General features: G+C 36.3%; 19 protein-coding genes. 15 read left to right on the top strand and 4 right to left on the bottom strand.

The window, feature by feature from the left end:
• Positions 1-6 precede the first annotated feature (6 nt).
• From DLK05_RS07395 to DLK05_RS07375, 5 genes are all read left to right on the top strand, one after another.
• Positions 7-534 carry a KdsC family phosphatase gene (locus DLK05_RS07395; RefSeq protein ID WP_127343371.1) on the top strand — a complete coding sequence of 176 codons (528 nt, stop codon included), beginning with the start codon at positions 7-9 and terminating at the stop codon, positions 532-534.
• Positions 535-582: 48 nt separating this feature from the next.
• On the top strand, positions 583-1,542 hold the full coding sequence (locus DLK05_RS07390) for a UbiA family prenyltransferase (protein WP_127343370.1): 960 nt from the start codon (positions 583-585) through the stop codon (positions 1,540-1,542).
• 3 nt (positions 1,543-1,545) lie between these two features.
• Positions 1,546-2,124: a Maf-like protein gene (locus DLK05_RS07385; protein WP_127343369.1), complete on the top strand. Its 579-nt coding sequence runs from the start codon at positions 1,546-1,548 to the stop codon at positions 2,122-2,124.
• 120 nt (positions 2,125-2,244) lie between these two features.
• The gene (locus tag DLK05_RS07380) at positions 2,245-2,463 is read left to right on the top strand and encodes a four helix bundle protein (RefSeq protein WP_209319774.1); all 219 of its coding nucleotides are present in this window, start codon (positions 2,245-2,247) and stop codon (positions 2,461-2,463) included.
• 101 nt (positions 2,464-2,564) lie between these two features.
• Positions 2,565-4,748: a S46 family peptidase gene (locus tag DLK05_RS07375; RefSeq protein ID WP_235831971.1), complete on the top strand. Its 2,184-nt coding sequence runs from the start codon at positions 2,565-2,567 to the stop codon at positions 4,746-4,748.
• A 124-nt stretch (positions 4,749-4,872) separates the two neighbouring features.
• Here DLK05_RS07375 and DLK05_RS07370 read toward each other — a convergent pair whose 3' ends face one another.
• The gene (locus tag DLK05_RS07370) at positions 4,873-5,631 is read right to left on the bottom strand and encodes a hypothetical protein (RefSeq protein WP_127343368.1); all 759 of its coding nucleotides are present in this window, start codon (positions 5,629-5,631) and stop codon (positions 4,873-4,875) included.
• A gap of 364 nt (positions 5,632-5,995) precedes the next feature.
• Here DLK05_RS07370 and DLK05_RS07365 point away from each other — a divergent pair, with 364 nt between their 5' ends.
• Genes DLK05_RS07365 through DLK05_RS07320 form a run of 10 tightly spaced genes read left to right on the top strand, consistent with a single transcriptional unit; the run spans position 5,996 to position 14,346 of the window.
• Positions 5,996-6,343 (top strand): DRTGG domain-containing protein, encoded by a 348-nt coding sequence (locus DLK05_RS07365; protein ID WP_127343399.1) that lies wholly within the window; start codon positions 5,996-5,998, stop codon positions 6,341-6,343.
• A gap of 1 nt (position 6,344) precedes the next feature.
• Entirely contained in the window at positions 6,345-6,758 is a 414-nt protein-coding gene (locus tag DLK05_RS07360; RefSeq protein ID WP_127343367.1) for an ATP-binding protein, read from the top strand.
• A 6-nt stretch (positions 6,759-6,764) separates the two neighbouring features.
• Positions 6,765-8,132 (top strand): [Fe-Fe] hydrogenase large subunit C-terminal domain-containing protein, encoded by a 1,368-nt coding sequence (locus DLK05_RS07355; RefSeq protein ID WP_127343366.1) that lies wholly within the window; start codon positions 6,765-6,767, stop codon positions 8,130-8,132.
• A 3-nt stretch (positions 8,133-8,135) separates the two neighbouring features.
• Positions 8,136-8,477 carry a DRTGG domain-containing protein gene (locus tag DLK05_RS07350; RefSeq protein ID WP_127343365.1) on the top strand — a complete coding sequence of 114 codons (342 nt, stop codon included), beginning with the start codon at positions 8,136-8,138 and terminating at the stop codon, positions 8,475-8,477.
• Between the two features lie 3 nt (positions 8,478-8,480).
• The gene (locus tag DLK05_RS07345) at positions 8,481-9,221 is read left to right on the top strand and encodes a PHP domain-containing protein (RefSeq protein ID WP_127343364.1); all 741 of its coding nucleotides are present in this window, start codon (positions 8,481-8,483) and stop codon (positions 9,219-9,221) included.
• 20 nt (positions 9,222-9,241) lie between these two features.
• Positions 9,242-9,784 (top strand): ATP-binding protein, encoded by a 543-nt coding sequence (locus DLK05_RS07340; RefSeq protein WP_127343363.1) that lies wholly within the window; start codon positions 9,242-9,244, stop codon positions 9,782-9,784.
• Positions 9,785-9,815: 31 nt separating this feature from the next.
• Positions 9,816-10,211, top strand: coding sequence for a (2Fe-2S) ferredoxin domain-containing protein (locus tag DLK05_RS07335; protein ID WP_127343362.1), 396 nt, complete (start codon positions 9,816-9,818; stop codon positions 10,209-10,211).
• A 20-nt stretch (positions 10,212-10,231) separates the two neighbouring features.
• The gene (locus tag DLK05_RS07330; RefSeq protein WP_127343361.1) at positions 10,232-12,025 is read left to right on the top strand and encodes an NADH-quinone oxidoreductase subunit NuoF; all 1,794 of its coding nucleotides are present in this window, start codon (positions 10,232-10,234) and stop codon (positions 12,023-12,025) included.
• A gap of 22 nt (positions 12,026-12,047) precedes the next feature.
• Complete coding sequence (locus DLK05_RS07325; protein WP_127343360.1) at positions 12,048-13,811, top strand: NADH-dependent [FeFe] hydrogenase, group A6; 1,764 nt, start codon at positions 12,048-12,050, stop codon at positions 13,809-13,811.
• Positions 13,812-13,866: 55 nt separating this feature from the next.
• A complete protein-coding gene (locus DLK05_RS07320; RefSeq protein ID WP_127343359.1) occupies positions 13,867-14,346 on the top strand; it encodes an NADH-quinone oxidoreductase subunit NuoE family protein in 480 nt (159 codons plus the stop codon).
• 557 nt (positions 14,347-14,903) lie between these two features.
• On the opposite strand, the gene DLK05_RS07315 is transcribed toward DLK05_RS07320, so the two are convergent.
• The 3 genes from DLK05_RS07315 to DLK05_RS07305 all read right to left on the bottom strand — a co-directional run bounded on the left by DLK05_RS07315 (position 14,904) and on the right by DLK05_RS07305 (position 17,328).
• Complete coding sequence (locus DLK05_RS07315; RefSeq protein ID WP_127343358.1) at positions 14,904-15,629, bottom strand: LytR/AlgR family response regulator transcription factor; 726 nt, start codon at positions 15,627-15,629, stop codon at positions 14,904-14,906.
• An 89-nt stretch (positions 15,630-15,718) separates the two neighbouring features.
• Positions 15,719-16,081: a DUF4907 domain-containing protein gene (locus DLK05_RS07310; RefSeq protein WP_127343357.1), complete on the bottom strand. Its 363-nt coding sequence runs from the start codon at positions 16,079-16,081 to the stop codon at positions 15,719-15,721.
• Between the two features lie 221 nt (positions 16,082-16,302).
• Positions 16,303-17,328 (bottom strand): Kelch repeat-containing protein, encoded by a 1,026-nt coding sequence (locus DLK05_RS07305; RefSeq protein ID WP_127343356.1) that lies wholly within the window; start codon positions 17,326-17,328, stop codon positions 16,303-16,305.
• Between the last annotated feature and the right edge of the window lie 293 nt (positions 17,329-17,621).

Below are 17,621 nucleotides of genomic sequence, written 5' to 3'. Positions count from 1 at the left end.
AATTGAATGGCTTTTTTTAAAGAAGATTTGATGAAAGTTTCGGCTTTCATTTTCGATGTGGATGGTGTTTTGTCTAATGAGTGCATCATCATTGATGCCAATGGAGAAATGTTGCGTACCGCAAATACCAAAGATGGTTACGCCTTACAATATGCGGTAAAAAAAGGATATCCTGTGGCGATTATTACAGGCGGTTTTTCCGATGCGGTAGAGAAAAGATACCGAGGCTTGGGTGTGAAGGATATTTATATGGCCTCTAAAAATAAGATGAAGGACTTTGAAGATTTCATTACAAAGCACGATTTGAACCCCGACCACATCATGTATATGGGCGACGACTTGCCTGACTTTGAGGTGATGAAACGAGTGGGAGTGCCTACTTGTCCTGCCAATGCAGTAGAGCAGATCAAGGCTATCTCTAATTATATATCCGATAAGAAAGGTGGTTTTGGCTGTGTAAGAGATGTGGTGGAGCAGGTATTAAGAGCTCATAAAAAATGGCACGAAAGCGATACCAACATTCAAAGTATTTAATTCTATTTGTATTACAGATCCGCATCCCAACTTTAATACCCGGAACGCATGAACAATTATCTGAAATTAATTCGATTTCCAAACTTGATGATTATCGCTATGACGCAATATGTGATGCGATATTTTATTATTCAGCCTATTTTGGGAATCAATAGCATAAAATTGCAGTTTGCTGATATTGACTTTGCATTACTGGTATTGGCAACGGTTTGTATGGCAGCAGCGGGGTATATTATTAACGATTACTTCGACACTAAAGCAGATAGAATCAACCAAAAGGATGTGATTGTTGGCAGAAAAATAAAACGGAGAGTTGCCATGATTCTGCATCAGCTATTTGCATTTACTTCTATTGTTTTGGGTGGTTATATATCGTATAAAGTAGGACACTGGAAATTCGTTTTTCTCTTTTTTATGGCTGGCGGATTGTTTTGGTTTTATTCTACTTCCTACAAATATTACTTTTTATTAGGCAGCTTTTTAATCTCCCTGTTAGCAGCAGCAGTTCCTTTTCTGGTAGTGATTTACGAAATACCACCGCTTAATAAAACCTATGCGGAAGTTTTAATAGCATCTAAAACCAATTTTAATTACTTGCTTTATTGGGTTGGGGCTTTTTCCTATTTTTCCTTCTTTGGCGTACTAATTTCTCAATTTGTAAGAGATCTGGTTTCTACAAAAGGAGATCGGGAAATAAACAGAAAGAGTTTACCGGTAGTTATTGGAATGAAATGGGCCAAAGTCGTTATTATAGCACTCCTACTATTTTTGTGCTCTTCGGTATTTGGTGTTTGGGATCAGTTCCTCAATGCTCCATTGGATAAGATTACACCATGGTATTTTAGCTTGCTAATAATTTTGCCGCTTCTGTTTTTGGCCTATAGGGTGTATAAATATAAGGAGGGAAATAAATTTAAAACAGGAATTGTGCTATTGCGTATGGTGATCTTATCCGGAATCGCATATGCTTTTGTAGTGAATTACATTATCCATCATTCAAATTTTTAGAATATGTTGAATAATCTAAAAGATTATCAATTAATACTTGCTTCCCAATCTCCTCGCAGGCATCAAATGCTTAAGGAATTGGGTTTAAACTTTACAATCAAGACAAAGGAGGTTGACGAAATTTATCCCAAAGATCTGGAGGCAGATCAGATACCTATTTACCTGTCCGAATTGAAAGCAGCTGCTTTCGAAGCCGAATTAGGCGAAAAGGAAATAGTAATCACTGCCGATACTATTGTTTGTATTGATGATTGGATTCTGGGGAAACCTGCCGGTCGGGCCGAAGCAATTAAAATGTTGAAAGCATTATCCAATCGCTCGCATCAGGTAATTAGCGGAGTTTGCATTTTAAGTAAGACGAAGAAAGTAAGTTTTGCAACTACAACACAGGTTCACTTCAAGGACTTATCCGATGAGGAAATCAATTATTATATCGAGAATTATCAACCATACGATAAAGCCGGAGCCTATGGGATTCAGGAATGGATTGGGTTTATAGGAATCGATGGTATTGAAGGATCGTATTTTAATGTTGTCGGACTCCCTATTCAGAGGCTTTATCAAGAGTTATCAATATTCTAATTACGAATATTAAATTACGAACTACGATGAAAACCGAAAATGCAGTACAACAAAAGAGTTATGCTTTTGCTATCCGAATAGTGAAACTTTGTAGATATTTACGGGAAGAGAAAAAGGAATTTGTTTTTAAGGAAACAATTATTGCGATCCGGAACTTCAATTGGTGCTAATATTGAAGAGGCTATTGGTGGACAAAGGGAGAAGGATTTTTTTGCCAAACTAACAATTTCTTATAAAGAAGCTAGAGAAACACATTATTGGATTCGTTTATTAACTGGCACTGATTATCTTTCCGAAGAGGAAAGTCATAGTCTTTTAAGTGATGCGAATGAACTTTAAAAAATAATAGGAAGTATCTGGAAATCTATAAAATCTCGTAATTCGTAATTTAAATTTCGTCATTAATAAGTAACAACAAATAGTAATAAAATACCTTAACCATGATTAAAAAATTGAGTTTGTTTCTTATCGCATTTTTATTGCTGATAGGAACACAAGTAAAAGCAGACGAAGGAATGTGGATTCCGATGCTGCTGAAAAAGTATAATATCGAGCAAATGCAGAAAGAAGGTTTTAAACTTACTGCTGACGATATTTATAGTATCAATCAGGCTTGTTTGAAAGATGCCGTTGTTGGTTTGGGAAGGGAAGGAAGACCTTTTCATCACTTCTGCACTGCCGAATTAATTTCTGACGAAGGCTTGCTGATCACCAACCATCATTGTGGATATGGTGCCATTCAGTTTCATTCCAGCTTGGAACACGACTATTTGAAGGATGGATTTTGGGCCATGAGCCGCGAGCAGGAACTAGTAAACGAAGGGATTACAGCTTCCTTCTTAATTCGCATGGAAGATGTTACCGCTCAGGTTTTGGATAGTATCACAGATGCTACCAAGGAGATGGATCGTCAAAAAATTATAAAGAAGCATATTAAAGCTATCCAGAAAGATGCCGAAAAGGGTACGGATTACCGTGCCAGCGTAAAAGCATATTTTAATGGCAATCAGTACTTCTTATCTGTTTATGAGATTTATAAGGATGTGCGTTTGGTAGGAGCTCCACCATCCGCAATCGGAAAATTTGGTGGCGATACCGATAACTGGATGTGGCCTCGCCATACCGGTGATTTTTCTATGTTTCGTATTTATGCCAATAAGGACAATAAACCTGCAGTTTACGCTAAGGATAATGTTCCATTGAAACCTAAAAAATCATTTAAAATATCACTAAAAGGAGTACATGATGGTGATTTCACCATGGTATTTGGATATCCTGGGACAACTACTGAATATCTTACTTCGGATGCACTTAAAATGATGACGGAAGTGGATAATCCGCACAAAATTAAGATCAGAACCAAGAAATTGGATTTGATGCGTGCAGATATGGATGTTTCTCCATTGGTTCGTATTCAATATTCAGCAAAATATGCTGGTGTTGCTAATTCCTGGAAGAGATGGCAAGGAGAAATCAAAGGCTTACATCGTTTAAATGCTATAGCAAAGAAAATCGCGCAGGAGAAAAATTTCGAGACATGGGCAAATTCTTCAGAAGAATTGAAAGCAAAGTACGCAGGTATTCTAGGTAAAATGAAATCTTTGTATGCGGAACTTAGTCCGGTGAGTCTTGCACGCGATTATGCAATCGAAGCGGGAATCAGAGGATCGGAAACTGTTGGTTTTGCCTATAAGTTTAAGAAGTTAGTGGATTTCACGAAAAAGGATACGGCTAATTTCGATGAGGAGATTAAAACCTTAAAGAAATCGACTGCCACTTTCTTTAAGAATTATAATTTGCCTACCGATAAAAAGCTATTGGCTGCCATGCTAAAAATGTATAGCGCTAATCTGGATGCAAAATATATTCCGAAGGAAATATTAGCTATTAAAGAGAAGTATAAAGGTGATTTCGAAGCTTATGCAGAAAAAGCATTAAGCAAATCGGTGTTTGCCAATCAAGCTAAAATAGAACAGCTGCTCAATAATTATAAATTGTCATCAGGCAAAAGATTGGCGAAAGATCCCATTTTTGTTCTAGCAAGAAATATTAATTTCTTTTACGACTCAGAAATTTATCCATCTTATAAGAAAATAAATACTGAGATTAAAAAATTACAGCGTTCGTATATGGCTGGTTTGATGCAGATGCAAAAGGATAAGGTTTTTTATCCGGATGCTAACTCTACTTTAAGGGTTCACTATGGTAAGGTGGCAGGCTTTAAAGCTCGCGATGCTGTCAATTACGACTACTATACTACCCTGGAAGGTATCATGGAAAAAGATAATCCGGAGATATTTGATTACGATGTTCCGCAAAAACTGAGAGATTTATATGCGAAGAAAGATTTCGGACAATATGCAAATGAAAAGGGAGAGATGCCTGTTTGTTTTATTGCAACAAATCACACTACCGGTGGAAATTCAGGTAGTCCGGTGCTTAATGCCAACGGAGAATTAATCGGATTGAATTTCGACCGTGCATGGGAGGGCGTAATGTCGGATTTAATGTACGATCCTGATATTTGCAGAAATGTAACTTTGGATATTCGTTATGCATTGTTCATTATCGACAAATTTGCCGGAGCAGGATACTTGCTTGATGAAATGAATTTAGTGAAATAACGCTCTATTATTAATGAGATAAAAAAAAGGAATTGCCGTATTAGGTAATTCCTTTTTTTGTTATGCCTATTTTAGAGATGCTATAAAGTGAAATTTCCCAATAAACTGTAAGGGATGTGTTCTATTAACTACAGGGTAAAAAGTAATCCTTTAAGGGATTAATAAACAGGATTGGACTTTCCTTTTGGCATAAATATTTTTTCAACTTCTGTGGTCCGAAATGGGTGCTAAACCATCCTTCCTGATGATTTAACATCAGTACCATCAGGTCAGAATCCAATCTGGAAGATAATTCATAGGCTTCTTTTTCCAGTGAAAAACTATTGGATTGACTCTTGATGATCTTATAATCGAATTTAAATTGCTCAAACATCTTCTTCGTAAAGAGTAGGGTCGCCTTTATTTTTCTACTTAAATCTTCCGATTGTTCACTTGCTGCAATTAGATGGAGTACCGCTTGATTAAAACGTCCAAAATAACTAGCCCATATCATTTTTTCCTTACATTCCTTACGGTAATTTACAGGGATAATAATGTTCTTGTAATTACATTCTAATTTGGTATTTCTGCTTAGTAGAATTGTAGGAATTTTGGCATCAAATAACCATTTAAAAATTGGATTGAGCTTGTAGGAGCGATCGATTCTATGAACAGGGAATTGAGTTAGAATAAAGATTGCTTCTAATTGTTGTATAAGGTTGTTAAGTCCCCGTTTTGGTGTATCCGTCCTAACTATTTGATACGATATATCACTGGGGTTAGCATTTTTAATTAATTCAATGGTATTCTCGTCTAATTGCTGTTCTTCATGATTTTGAAAAAAAGTGAAGGCTACTTCGCATTTAAAAATACCTGCTAATTTAAAAGCATGTTTAATTGCCACATTTAAGGACTTTAAATCTTGTATTATAACAAGTATATGTTGCTTTTTTATTGTCATCTAATAAAGAAAAAATCCTCTAATCAAGAGGGTTGTATGTATTCTGAATAAACGAATATAAGTAAAAATTTACTTTTACTTTTTGAATCCAGGAATAAAAAATAATTGCTTTTCATTTGAATAATTGACAGCAGAAATAATAGCTATTTTTATTTAGAATTCTTAGAGGGTACAATATTATTTAGATTAATTATTTATTCTTTAAAAATCACGCTATTCCTTTATCTATCATTCCTTAATAATTTCCAATTACCTATCTTAGTGCCGTTAAAAAAAATAAAAAAGAAACATAATTTCACTCATGGGTATGGTTAAGGTAGCAGATATAGTTAATAAACTTAATGCACGAATAGTTTGCGGTAAATGTGATTTAGATCGCAAGTTAGAATTTGGATTTGCTTCCGATTTAATGAGTGATGTTCTTACAATTGATACGGAAAATCTTCTTTTAATCACAGGGATGAATAATTTGCAAACTATCAGAACTTCCGAGATGTTGGATATATCGCACATTATATTCGTGAGGGATAAAAAAGCATCGAAAGAAATGCAAGAATTGGCTTGTGAACATGGTATTGCTTTATTGGAGTGTGGATATTCGATGTTTCGTGCTTGTGCAGCTCTAAATGAATTGGGTTTAAAACCAGTATATTAATATGGAGTTTAGATTTGAAATAGAAGGGGGGAATTTTTCTAAAGCGGGAACAGCTTCCAGCGAGGTGAAAAAGATATTGAAACAATTGAATGTTGATCCTAAAATAATTAAAAGGACGGTTGTTTCTCTTTACGAGGCAGAGGTAAATGTAGTTGCACATGCTTACGAGGGGGAAATGAATGTAGAAATAATTCCGGATAAAGTGAGCGTTACAATACAGGATAAGGGACCGGGAATTCCGGATATTGATCAGGCAATGCAAGAAGGATATTCTACTGCAACGCCGAAGGTTCGGGAAATGGGATTTGGTGCTGGAATGGGACTTCCGAATATTAAAAAGAACTCAGATCAATTAAATATATCGAGTAAAGTGAATGTAGGTACAATAGTTGAAATTGTTAACTATTTGAAATAGTCTAAGATGGAGAAGATTCATTTTTATCATGCATTAAAAGTCGTAGAAGAGGTGTGTATTGGTTGTACACATTGTATGAATGTGTGTCCTACTTCTGCTATTCGTGTGAAAAATGGAATTGCCAATATCAATAAGAATGCCTGTGTGGACTGTGGGGAATGTTTGAAAGCATGTCCGGTAAATGCCATATTTGTAGAACAGGATGATTTCACTAAAATATTCAATTACAAACAGAGAGTAGCTTTACTTCCAACAGTTTTACTAGGTCAATTTCCTGATGAAATAAAAGAGGAGCAAATCTATGCTGTAATTAAAGAGCTGGGATTTACTCATGTGTACGAGGTAGATGAAACAGCAGATATCTTAACAGATGTCACCAAAAATTACATGCACAAGAATTACCAAAATCGCCCCTTTATATCTAGTTTTTGTCCAGCAATAGTTCGTTTGATACAGGTTAAATTCCCTGCACTTGTTGACCATATCATACATTTAAAACCGGTTATTGATATTTCTGCTTTATTCTATCGTAAAAAATTGATGGATGAGGGTTTCCAACGCGAGGAAATTGGAATATTCTATGTTACTCCTTGTGCTGCCAAGATTGCTGCGGTAAAGAGTCCTGTTGGAACAGAAGAAATGCTGATTGATGGCGTTATTAACATGGATTTTATCTATAATAAAGTTCTGTTGAGCATTAAACAAAATAAAGAAAAAGCGAAGGAAGTACCTTTGAAACGACATCTTTCAAGGAGGATGATAGGTTGGACACTTACGAATGGGGAAGCTTCTCAGTATTCCGGTCGGTGTTTGGCTATTGATGAAATTCACAATGTGATAGAAGTTCTGGAGAAACTGGAAAACGAGGTAATCTCAGATGTTGATTTTCTGGAATTGAGAGCTTGTGATCATTCCTGTGCCGGAGGTGTATTGGCTACAGAGAATAGATTCTTAGCTATTGAGCGACTTCGAAAGCGTGCAGCTTATCACCATAAAAATAGACCAGAAATTTTAAAGGAAAGGGAAATTGAAAAGTACCGTTCCTATTTATTGGATAATATCTCGATAAAAAATATTGAGCCCCGATCCATTGTCAGCCTTGATACAGATATGATGGTGGCGATGGGTAAAATGAAAAAAATAAATCGTATAATGAGAGTGCTTCCAGGAATCGATTGTGGAGCATGTGGAGCACCTCGCTGTCAGGCTTTGGCGGAAGATATTGTTCAGGGTAAGGCGAAGATGACACAATGTGTTTTTCTGCAAAAAATGCTCGTGAAAGAAGAATTAATTTCGCCACAGGAATCTTTTGATATATCCGAAAAGACTTGGGGAAAAGAACGATTTGAAAAGAAGAATATTAAGGGAAAATAGAATATGAAAGTACAGGATATTGTAGACCAATTGGGCTTAAAAATATGTAGTGGAGCCGCAGGCTTAAATCGCGAAATAGTCGGTGGATATACTTCTGACTTGCTTAGCGATGTGATGGGAAATGCCAACGAAAATCAGATTTGGCTCACCTTACAAACGCATAAAAATATCATGGCAATTGCTTCACTAAAGGATTTAGCTGCCATTATTTTAGTAAAAGGATACCAACCAGAAGAGGATACTGCGGCACAGAGCAATGAGGAAGGAATTCCTATTCTTTCCTCGGAGGAAGAAACATTTGAGCTGACGGGAAAAATATATGATTTGATTAAAAGGACGAAGTAGGGCATGAAGGTTTACCGGGCAGATTTGCACACGCATACAGTCTTATCTCCTTGCGGTGATTTGGAGATGAGTCCGGTAAATATTGTTCGAAAAGCTAAGGAACGTGCTATTGACATATTGGGAATAACGGATCATAATTCAACCTTACATGCTCCTTTAATTAGGAAATTGGCAGAAAAAGAAGGGATTATGGTTCTAATGGGAGCGGAGGTAACTACTCGCGAGGAAGTGCATTGTTTGTGTTTTTTTGAAAATGAAGAATGCTTGTCCGAATTTCAGTACTATTTGGAGGAGAATTTGCCAAATATACCGAATGATATAAAGCATTTTGGCTATCAGGTAATGGTAAACGAGAAGGAAGAGATCATTAAAGAAATTGAAAATTTATTGGTTTCGGGACTGAAGAAGGGAATAAATGATATTGAAAAAATGGTTCATCAATTGAATGGTTTGTTTATTCCGGCTCATGTCAATAAAATGCAAAACAGTGTGATTAGTCAGTTGGGCTTTTTACCTCCTGATTTAAACGTTGATGCATTGGAAATTTCACGACATATTACAAAACGTGAATTTTTAAAAAAGAATAAGTATTTGAATGCATATACGTTTATTCAAAGTTCAGATGCTCATTATATAGAGAATATTGGTGATGCTGTTAGCAAGTTTCATTTGGATAGCCTGAGTTTTTCAGAAATAAGAATGGCCTTACATGGTTTGAATAAAAGATTGGTAGAGATAGAGTAAAGCTTAAACCTAATTATTTAATGAAAGATTTATCGTTGCATATCATGGATATTATCCAAAATTCGGTGAGAGCTAAAGCATCACTTGTTGAATTGGATATAAATGAAAATCAAAAAGAGGATCTGTATTCCATTACGATTAAAGATAATGGATGTGGCATGTCGACAGAAATATTGGAGAGAGTTTGCGATCCTTTTTTTACGACAAGAACTACGCGTAAAGTAGGACTTGGCTTGTCCTTGCTGAAACAAAATGCGGAACAAACCGGTGGTAATATGGAAATATGGTCAGAAGAAGGAAAGGGAACAAGATTGGACGTTTGTTTTTCTCTTTCACATATCGATAGACCTGTTTTGGGTGATATTGCAGGAACTATGGTTTTGCTTCTTGGAGCAAATCCGGAAATGGATTTTATTTATCGACATAGAACGGAGAAAGGCGAATATATTTTTGATACAAAAGAAATAAAGGAAGTGCTGGAGGAGGTTTCTGTATCAGATCCGAATATCATGCAATATTTAAAAGAGTTAATTAAAGAGAACCTAAACACAATAATAATATAGTATAAATTCTAACCTTTAATAATTAGAGATTATGGCAAAAGTTAAATCCCTTGCAGATCTGAAGAGAATAAAAGAAGAGCTGCAGTCAAAGATGGATCTTAGGGAGAAAAGCAACAATCCCGAAGGTCTGGTTCAGATTAAAGTTGCTATGGCAACTTGCGGAATTGCCTCTGGTGCTAAGGAGGTGATGGATTTCCTTATTGACGTAACAGCCAAAAGAGGAATTCAAGCAGTAGTTACCCAAACTGGGTGTATGGGCTATTGTTATGCAGAACCTACAATTGAAGTGAAATTACCTGGTAAAGAACCAATCGTTTTTGGCGATGTAGATACCAAAAAAGCCGATGAAATTGTTGAGAAATACATTAAGAACGGTGAATTGGTTGATGGTATTATTCCGGTGAACTACAAAACTATTGACAACTAAACCTAAACGAAACGACAATTATGGAAAAGTATAAAATGCATATTCTTATTTGTGGTGGTACCGGATGTCGTGCTTCTGCAAGTGAGACTATTCAGAATAATTTACAGGAGGCTTTAAAAGCGAAAGGTCTGGAAGATGAAGTGCAAGTTGTGATGACTGGTTGCTTCGGATTCTGTGAAAAAGGACCAATTGTTAAGATTTTACCGGATAACACTTTCTATGTGGAGGTAAAACCCGAAGATGCCGAAGAAATTATAGACGAACATATCGTAAAAGGACGTAAGGTGATGCGTTTACTTTATGTGGATCCTGAAAAGAAAGAAGTGGTAAGCGATTCCAAGCATATGGAATTTTACAAGAAGCAAATTCGTATCGCACTTCGGAATTGTGGATTTATTAATCCTGAAAATATAGATGAATATATTTCTCGTGATGGATATGCAGCTTTGGGAAAATGTTTAACCGACATGACTCCTCAATTGGTGATAGATGAAATCAAAGCATCTGGTCTTCGAGGACGAGGAGGAGGAGGATTCCCAACCGGTTTAAAATGGGAATTTGCTTCTAAGAATAAAGCTGATCAAAAATATGTGGTTTGTAATGCCGATGAGGGAGATCCAGGTGCATTTATGGATCGTTCCATCCTAGAGGGAGATCCACATTCTGTATTGGAGGCTATGGCAATTTGTGCTTATACTATGGGCGCAACTAAGGGGGTAATATATATTCGTGCTGAATATCCTTTGGCCATTCAACGCTTAAAGGTTGCGATTAAGCAAGCTCGTGAATATGGTTTATTAGGTAATGATATTCTTGGAGCGGGCTTTAGCTTTGATGTTGAAATGCGTTACGGAGCGGGAGCATTTGTGTGTGGTGAAGAAACAGCTCTAATCCATTCTATGGAAGGTCTTCGTGGTGAACCAACTGTAAAGCCTCCATTTCCTGCTGAATCAGGTTACAATGGTAAGCCTACCAATGTAAATAATGTAGAAACCTTTGCTAATGTTCCGGTAATCATCAATAAAGGGGCTGCTTGGTTTAAGAAAATTGGAACGGAGAAATCTGCTGGAACCAAAGTATTTGCTTTGGCAGGAAAAATCAATAATGTTGGTTTGATTGAGGTTCCAATGGGAACAACGCTACGCGAAGTGATCTATGAAATTGGTGGTGGCATCAAGGATGGTAAAAAATTCAAAGCGGTACAAACAGGAGGTCCTTCTGGAGGTTGCTTAACCGAAAAACATCTGGATACACCTATCGATTTTGATAATTTGATTGCTGTGGGTTCCATGATGGGATCGGGTGGTATGATTGTTATGGATGAGGACGATTGTATGGTATCTATGGCAAAATTCTACTTGGATTTTACGGTTGAAGAATCTTGTGGTAAATGTACTCCTTGTCGTGTTGGAAATAAGCGTCTTTACGAATTGCTTAATAAAATTACCGAAGGAAAAGGTACTAAAGAGGATCTTGACCTGTTGAGAAACTTAAGTACTGTAATTAAAGATACCTCTCTTTGTGGGTTGGGACAGACTTCTCCAAATCCTGTGCTTTCTACAATTGAAAACTTCTATGATGAGTATATTGCTCATGTTGAAGATCATAAATGTCCTGCTGGTCAATGTAAGGCTTTAATGCAGTATGTGATTGATCCGGAACTTTGTGTTGGATGTACTTTATGTGCCAGGAATTGTCCGGTTGATTGTATTATTGGTGAACGAAAAGAAGCTCACGTTATTGATGCAGCTAAATGTATCAAATGTGGTACATGTATGGACAAATGTAAGTTTAATGCGATAAGCATTAAGTAAGGAGGATCTTAATATGGAAAAAATGATCAAATTAACCATCGATAATAAATTAGTAGAAGTACCGGAAGGGACTACTATATTAGATGCTGCTAAACAAATTGGGGTGGAGATCCCAACACTTTGCTATATGCATCTAGGTGATATGGGTATTGAACACAAGCCCGGAGGATGCCGAATTTGTGTTGTTGAAGTGGAAGGAAGAAGAAATTTAGCACCTTCCTGTAACTCTAAATGTGCAGAAGGAATGGTTGTGAACACACACAACATGAGAGTTCTTAATGCTCGTAAAACAGTTATGGAATTGATGCTTTCCGATCATCCATTCGATTGTTTGGTGTGTGCAAAATCAGGAAACTGTGATTTGCAGTCTATCGCTATTAAATTAGGAGTGCGTGAACTTCATTATAAAGGAGAGCAATCTACTTATAAAGTGGATTATTCACCATCCATCATTCGGGATATGGACAAATGTATCATGTGTCGTAGATGCGAAACCATGTGTAACGATATTCAAACTGTTGGTGCGCTTTCTGCGGTTAACCGAGGTTTTGAATCGGTTGTTGCACCTGCATTTGAAATGGATTTGGAAAAATCTACTTGCACCTATTGCGGTCAGTGCGTAGCGGTTTGTCCAACAGGAGCACTTACCGAAAAAGACCATACCAACCAATTAATCAGAGATCTTGCGGATCCGAAGAAAACGGTGGTTGTTCAAACTGCACCAGCTGTACGTGCTGCTCTTGGTGAAGAATTTGGTATGGAGCCAGGAACTCTGGTTACTGGAAAAATGGTTTCTGCCTTACGTCAATTGGGTTTTAATAGCGTATTTGATACTGATTTTGCTGCCGACCTAACCATTATGGAAGAAGGAACAGAATTGCTCGATCGTTTAAAGAAACATCTGGAAGGAGATAAAGATGTGAAATTACCTATTTTGACTTCTTGTTGCCCTGCCTGGGTGAATTTCTTCGAACATCATTTTCCTGATATGAAAGATATTCCTTCAACAGCGCGTTCTCCTCAGCAAATGTTTGGACCAATTGCAAAAAACTATTTGGCTAAACAGATGGGAATAAATCGCGAAGATATGATCGTTGTATCTATCATGCCTTGTTTGGCTAAGAAATACGAATGCCAGCGCGATGAATTTAAAGTAGATGGTGATCCGGATGTAAATTATTCTATCTCTACAAGAGAATTGGCTAATTTAATCAAACAAGCTAATATGGATTTCCTTGGTTTACCTGAAGACGAATTCGATAATCCAATGGGAGAATCTACTGGGGCAGGTGTAATTTTTGGAACTACCGGTGGTGTTATCGAAGCTGCTGCGCGAACTGCATATGAAGTGTATACTGGAAAAACATTGAAAACTGTTGACTTTAAGGCTTTGCGTGGTATGGAGGGTATTCGTAGTGCAACGGTTGATTTTGATGGGCTTCCAATCAATATTGGTATTGCTCACGGATTGGGTAATGCGCGTAAACTATTGGAAGACATTCGAGATGGTAAATCTCAGTATCATGCTATTGAAATCATGGCTTGCCCTGGTGGATGTATCGGTGGAGGTGGTCAGCCATTACATCATGGTGACTCTTCTATTCTGAAAAAACGTGCTGCTGCTCTTTATCGTGAAGATGAAGGTAAAGCAATTCGGAAATCGCATGAAAATCCTTATATCATTAAATTGTATGAAGAATTTTTAGGAAAACCATGTAGTGAATTATCTCATAAATTATTACATACTCATTATTTCGATAAGAGTACGGATATTGAGATCGAATAAATTGTTTTGAACCATTAGGATTTATACAATCCAATTAATATAAGGAGTTTATATTATGGCAAAAATTAAATTAGCAAAATCCAAAGTGGACAAGCTTGTGGAGATTTGCAAATCATTTGATAATGAAGGAAGCGAATTGATTAATGTGCTTCATAAGGCACAGCAGACTTTTGGCTACTTGCCTGCTGAAGTGCAGGAAATCATTGCTCGCGAATTGAATGTTTCTGTTGCACATGTTTATGGCGTAGTTACATTCTACTCGTTCTTTTCTATGGTACCTAAAGGCGAATTCCCTATTTCTATTTGTATGGGAACTGCTTGTTATGTGCGTGGTGGAGAAAAGGTATTGGAGGAATTCAAACGTCAATTGAATGTTCCTGTCGGAGAAACTACTGATGATGGAAAATTTTCTATTAGTTGTCTGCGATGTGTGGGAGCTTGTGGGCTTGCACCAGTAGTAACAGTTGGGGAACGTGTGTATGGCCGCGTTTCGGTTGGTGATGTTGCTGATATAATTAAAGAATACCAACAATAAAAATTGATTTGATATTGGAAACCTCCGGCAATTTTGTCGGAGGTTTTTTTATTCTGAGCTTGCGAGAGATCATTTATTATAATTTTTTGCTTCTCGCAGGTCGTAATAGTCACTTTTAGCTGCCAATAAGGTGTTCGCAGCTTGCGAGAGAGGTATTTTTTTAAATTTTTGATTCTTGCTAGTCGTAATAGTCATTTTTAGTTGCCAATGAGGCGTTCGCAGCTTGCGAGAGAGGTTTTTTAATAAATTTTTGATTCTCGCAGGTCGTAATAGTCAATTTTAGCTGCCAATAATGCGTTCGCAACTTGCGAGAAAGGTATTTTTTTAAATTTTTGATTCTTGCTAGTCGTAATAGTCATTTTTAGTTGCCAATGAGGCGTTCGCAGCTTGCGAGAGAGGTTTTTTAATAAATTTTTGATTCTCGCAGGTTGTAATAGCCATTTTTAGCTGCCAATGAGACTCTCGCAACTTGCGAGAGTTTTTATGGAAGGAAAAAATTTCGAAGGAGCAAAGATTGTAATCTATGATGGAAAGTGCTATGCAAGTAAAAGTGCGTATTAGTCCCAAATAAGTTCTCGTTCTTTCAATTGTTTAAAAAAACCGGGGCGAAAAGTGTCTCCAATGGGTAATCTTTCTGATCCAATCACCACCTTATTTCGATCTATACAATCAATGTGTTCCAGCGAAACAATAAAGGATTTATGGATACGGATAAATTGCTCAGAAGGTAAATGTTCCGTTAAATTTTTCATTGTTTGTAGTGTAATTACCTTTTTGTGTATGGTTTGGATCCATATGTAATCCTTTAAGCCTTTAAAAAAGAGTATATCTTTAAATTTAATTCTTTCAATAATAGCATTGTTTTTCACAAAGAAAAAGTCATTTTTTCTCGCCTCTTTAACTGATGTTTGAGTAGCTGGATTTAATTGCTTTTGTATGTATATTCTATTAAGGGGCTTTACGAATGTCTCAAAAGTAAGCGGTTTTTTGATGTACTCAAAAGCACTAAGACAATGGTTTTTAAATTCATATGCCGGATTGTCTAAACTTATGATTATTTTGGGATTGCATAATTTAGTGGCTTGCCATGAAAAGGTGTCATTTTGAATAAATTCAAGATCAGCAAAAATAATATCAACTGGATTCTTATTCAGGAAAGCCATTGCTGTTTCAGATTTACTAAAACATGCCTTAAATTCCAGAAAGGGGAGCAACTCCCCATATTTTTGAATCTTTTCAATATGGGATAAATCGCGATCGAGGATAATGGCTTTGAATATCATGGCTACTAATATACTGCCATTTTATGATAACTTTAATTGATTAACACACTTTAACCTATTGGTTAAGGAATGTTAATCTTCGAGATTATCTAATTTTGAGGAATGGGTTGAAAAAGAGAATCAATAATTCCCAGATTCTGAAGTTCCTGTTTTGAGATAGAGGGAATTTTATGTCCTTTTATTTTTTGAAGTACGATTTCTCCTACTTTTTGGGCAGATTCTTTCGACACAAAGGGAGTGTTCGCAGGTATTGCAGGAATTCTATTTTGCTTGATCGTTAGCATATCATTTTGATATATGGCATATCCCCAACCTTCATCAATTTTAATCGTTTTAAGTGTCCACGTTTTTTCTGCAACTGATTTACTTTCATTTTTTGTAGTATAAAAGTAGAAGGCTGTAATTGCAATAATTAGCACACTTGCGATTAGTAATACTTTATATTTTTTCATTTGGGTATAATTTGATTTTTTGTTGATCCGTTGGAATATACTATGTAATCATCTCTCTGTGTAAAACACAACACTTATTAGATCATAGATGAATTCCTTTCTCAAAATTAATAAAGCAGGCTATATTTAGATTTATTTGCTTCATTTTTTTGAAGCGATAGCCACCAAATAAAAAAGGCTTGTAATTAATTTTTACAAGCCTTTTTTGATATTATTAGATTTTAATTGTCAGTATCTACTTCTTCCATTGTAGGGTTGAATTCCCAAACATCATCTAATCTTAAACCAGAAGAACTACCTGTTGCAATAAATCCTCTGTTGTTTAAACTAAAACCAACAGCATATTCTCTAGAGGCAACTTCTGCTTCCAATGAAGTTCTTTCTACCCAATCGTCTTTTGATGGGTCGTATTCCCAAACATCTCTTTTAAGGAAACCATTGCTACCTGAAGCTACATAGCCTTTTCCACCAATTACGAAAGTAGCAGCGTTGTAACGAAGAATATTGCCATCCTTATCAATATTATCATCATCAAGATCAGTTTTCTTTGTCCAGGTATCTGAATCCGGATTGAATTCCCAATTATCATTAACAGCAATACCATTACTTCTACCTAAACAAACATAGGCTTTATTGTCGATTACAAAAGCTGAAGCTCCACGAACTTTCTCACCACTAAATCCTATGCTGCTCCAAACTCCGGTTGTAGCATCTAATTTCCAGAAGTCTTTCAATTCATTTTTGTCATCACCATCAAGGAATCCGTAACCTGTTCCTACATATCCAAAATTTCCAATTCCGAAAGCAACAGCTTCTTGTCTGGCACCACCTGGTAGGTCTGCAATCTGAGTCCATGTTTTGCTATCTGGATCGAATTCCCAAAAATCAGATAATCTGGTTATATCACCATCAAATCCGGTTCCTACGAATCCTTTTCCTCCTGCTGCAAAACCAACAGCAGATTGACGTGCTAAACCTGGGAAAGCTGGAACTGCATCCGCCCCATTAGAATCAGACCAACGATCTAATTCTGCATTGTATTTTCTAAAATCGACTAAACGATCATCTCCATCATATCCTGTTCCAACATATGCGTAATCGCCAATAACAAAGCAAACAGCGTTGCTTCGAACACGACCAGCATAACTAGAGCGTTTTATCCAGTTGCCATCCAAACTACTGCCACTACTACAGCTGGTTAGGATAGAGAAAATTGCAATAATTCCTAATAAAAATCTTTGTCTCATTTTTATGATTTTTCAAAGTTAAATTTGTTTCAGATCCGGTTGTAATATAAGTTGTTTGGTAGTTCCAAATATGCCGGACTTTTGCCGTATAAAACAAGATGTAATTACTTCGTTAAATAACTGGCTGATTTATCTGATCGACAAATATAAATAAAAAACTAAATTATTGGTTTTAGAATTGAAAAAATACGTGTATTAATTTAGAAAATTTAACAATTTAGAATGCAATATCGCGTTTGTCGATATTTTAATTACATTTGTCCGATAATCTGAATTAGTATATCTAGAAAAGT

Source organism: Ancylomarina longa, from assembly GCF_003996985.1.
Taxonomy (GTDB): domain Bacteria; phylum Bacteroidota; class Bacteroidia; order Bacteroidales; family Marinifilaceae; genus Ancylomarina_A; species Ancylomarina_A longa.
Note: the sequence above shows the minus strand (reverse complement) of the source record. Positions and strands in the feature narration are given on the sequence as shown.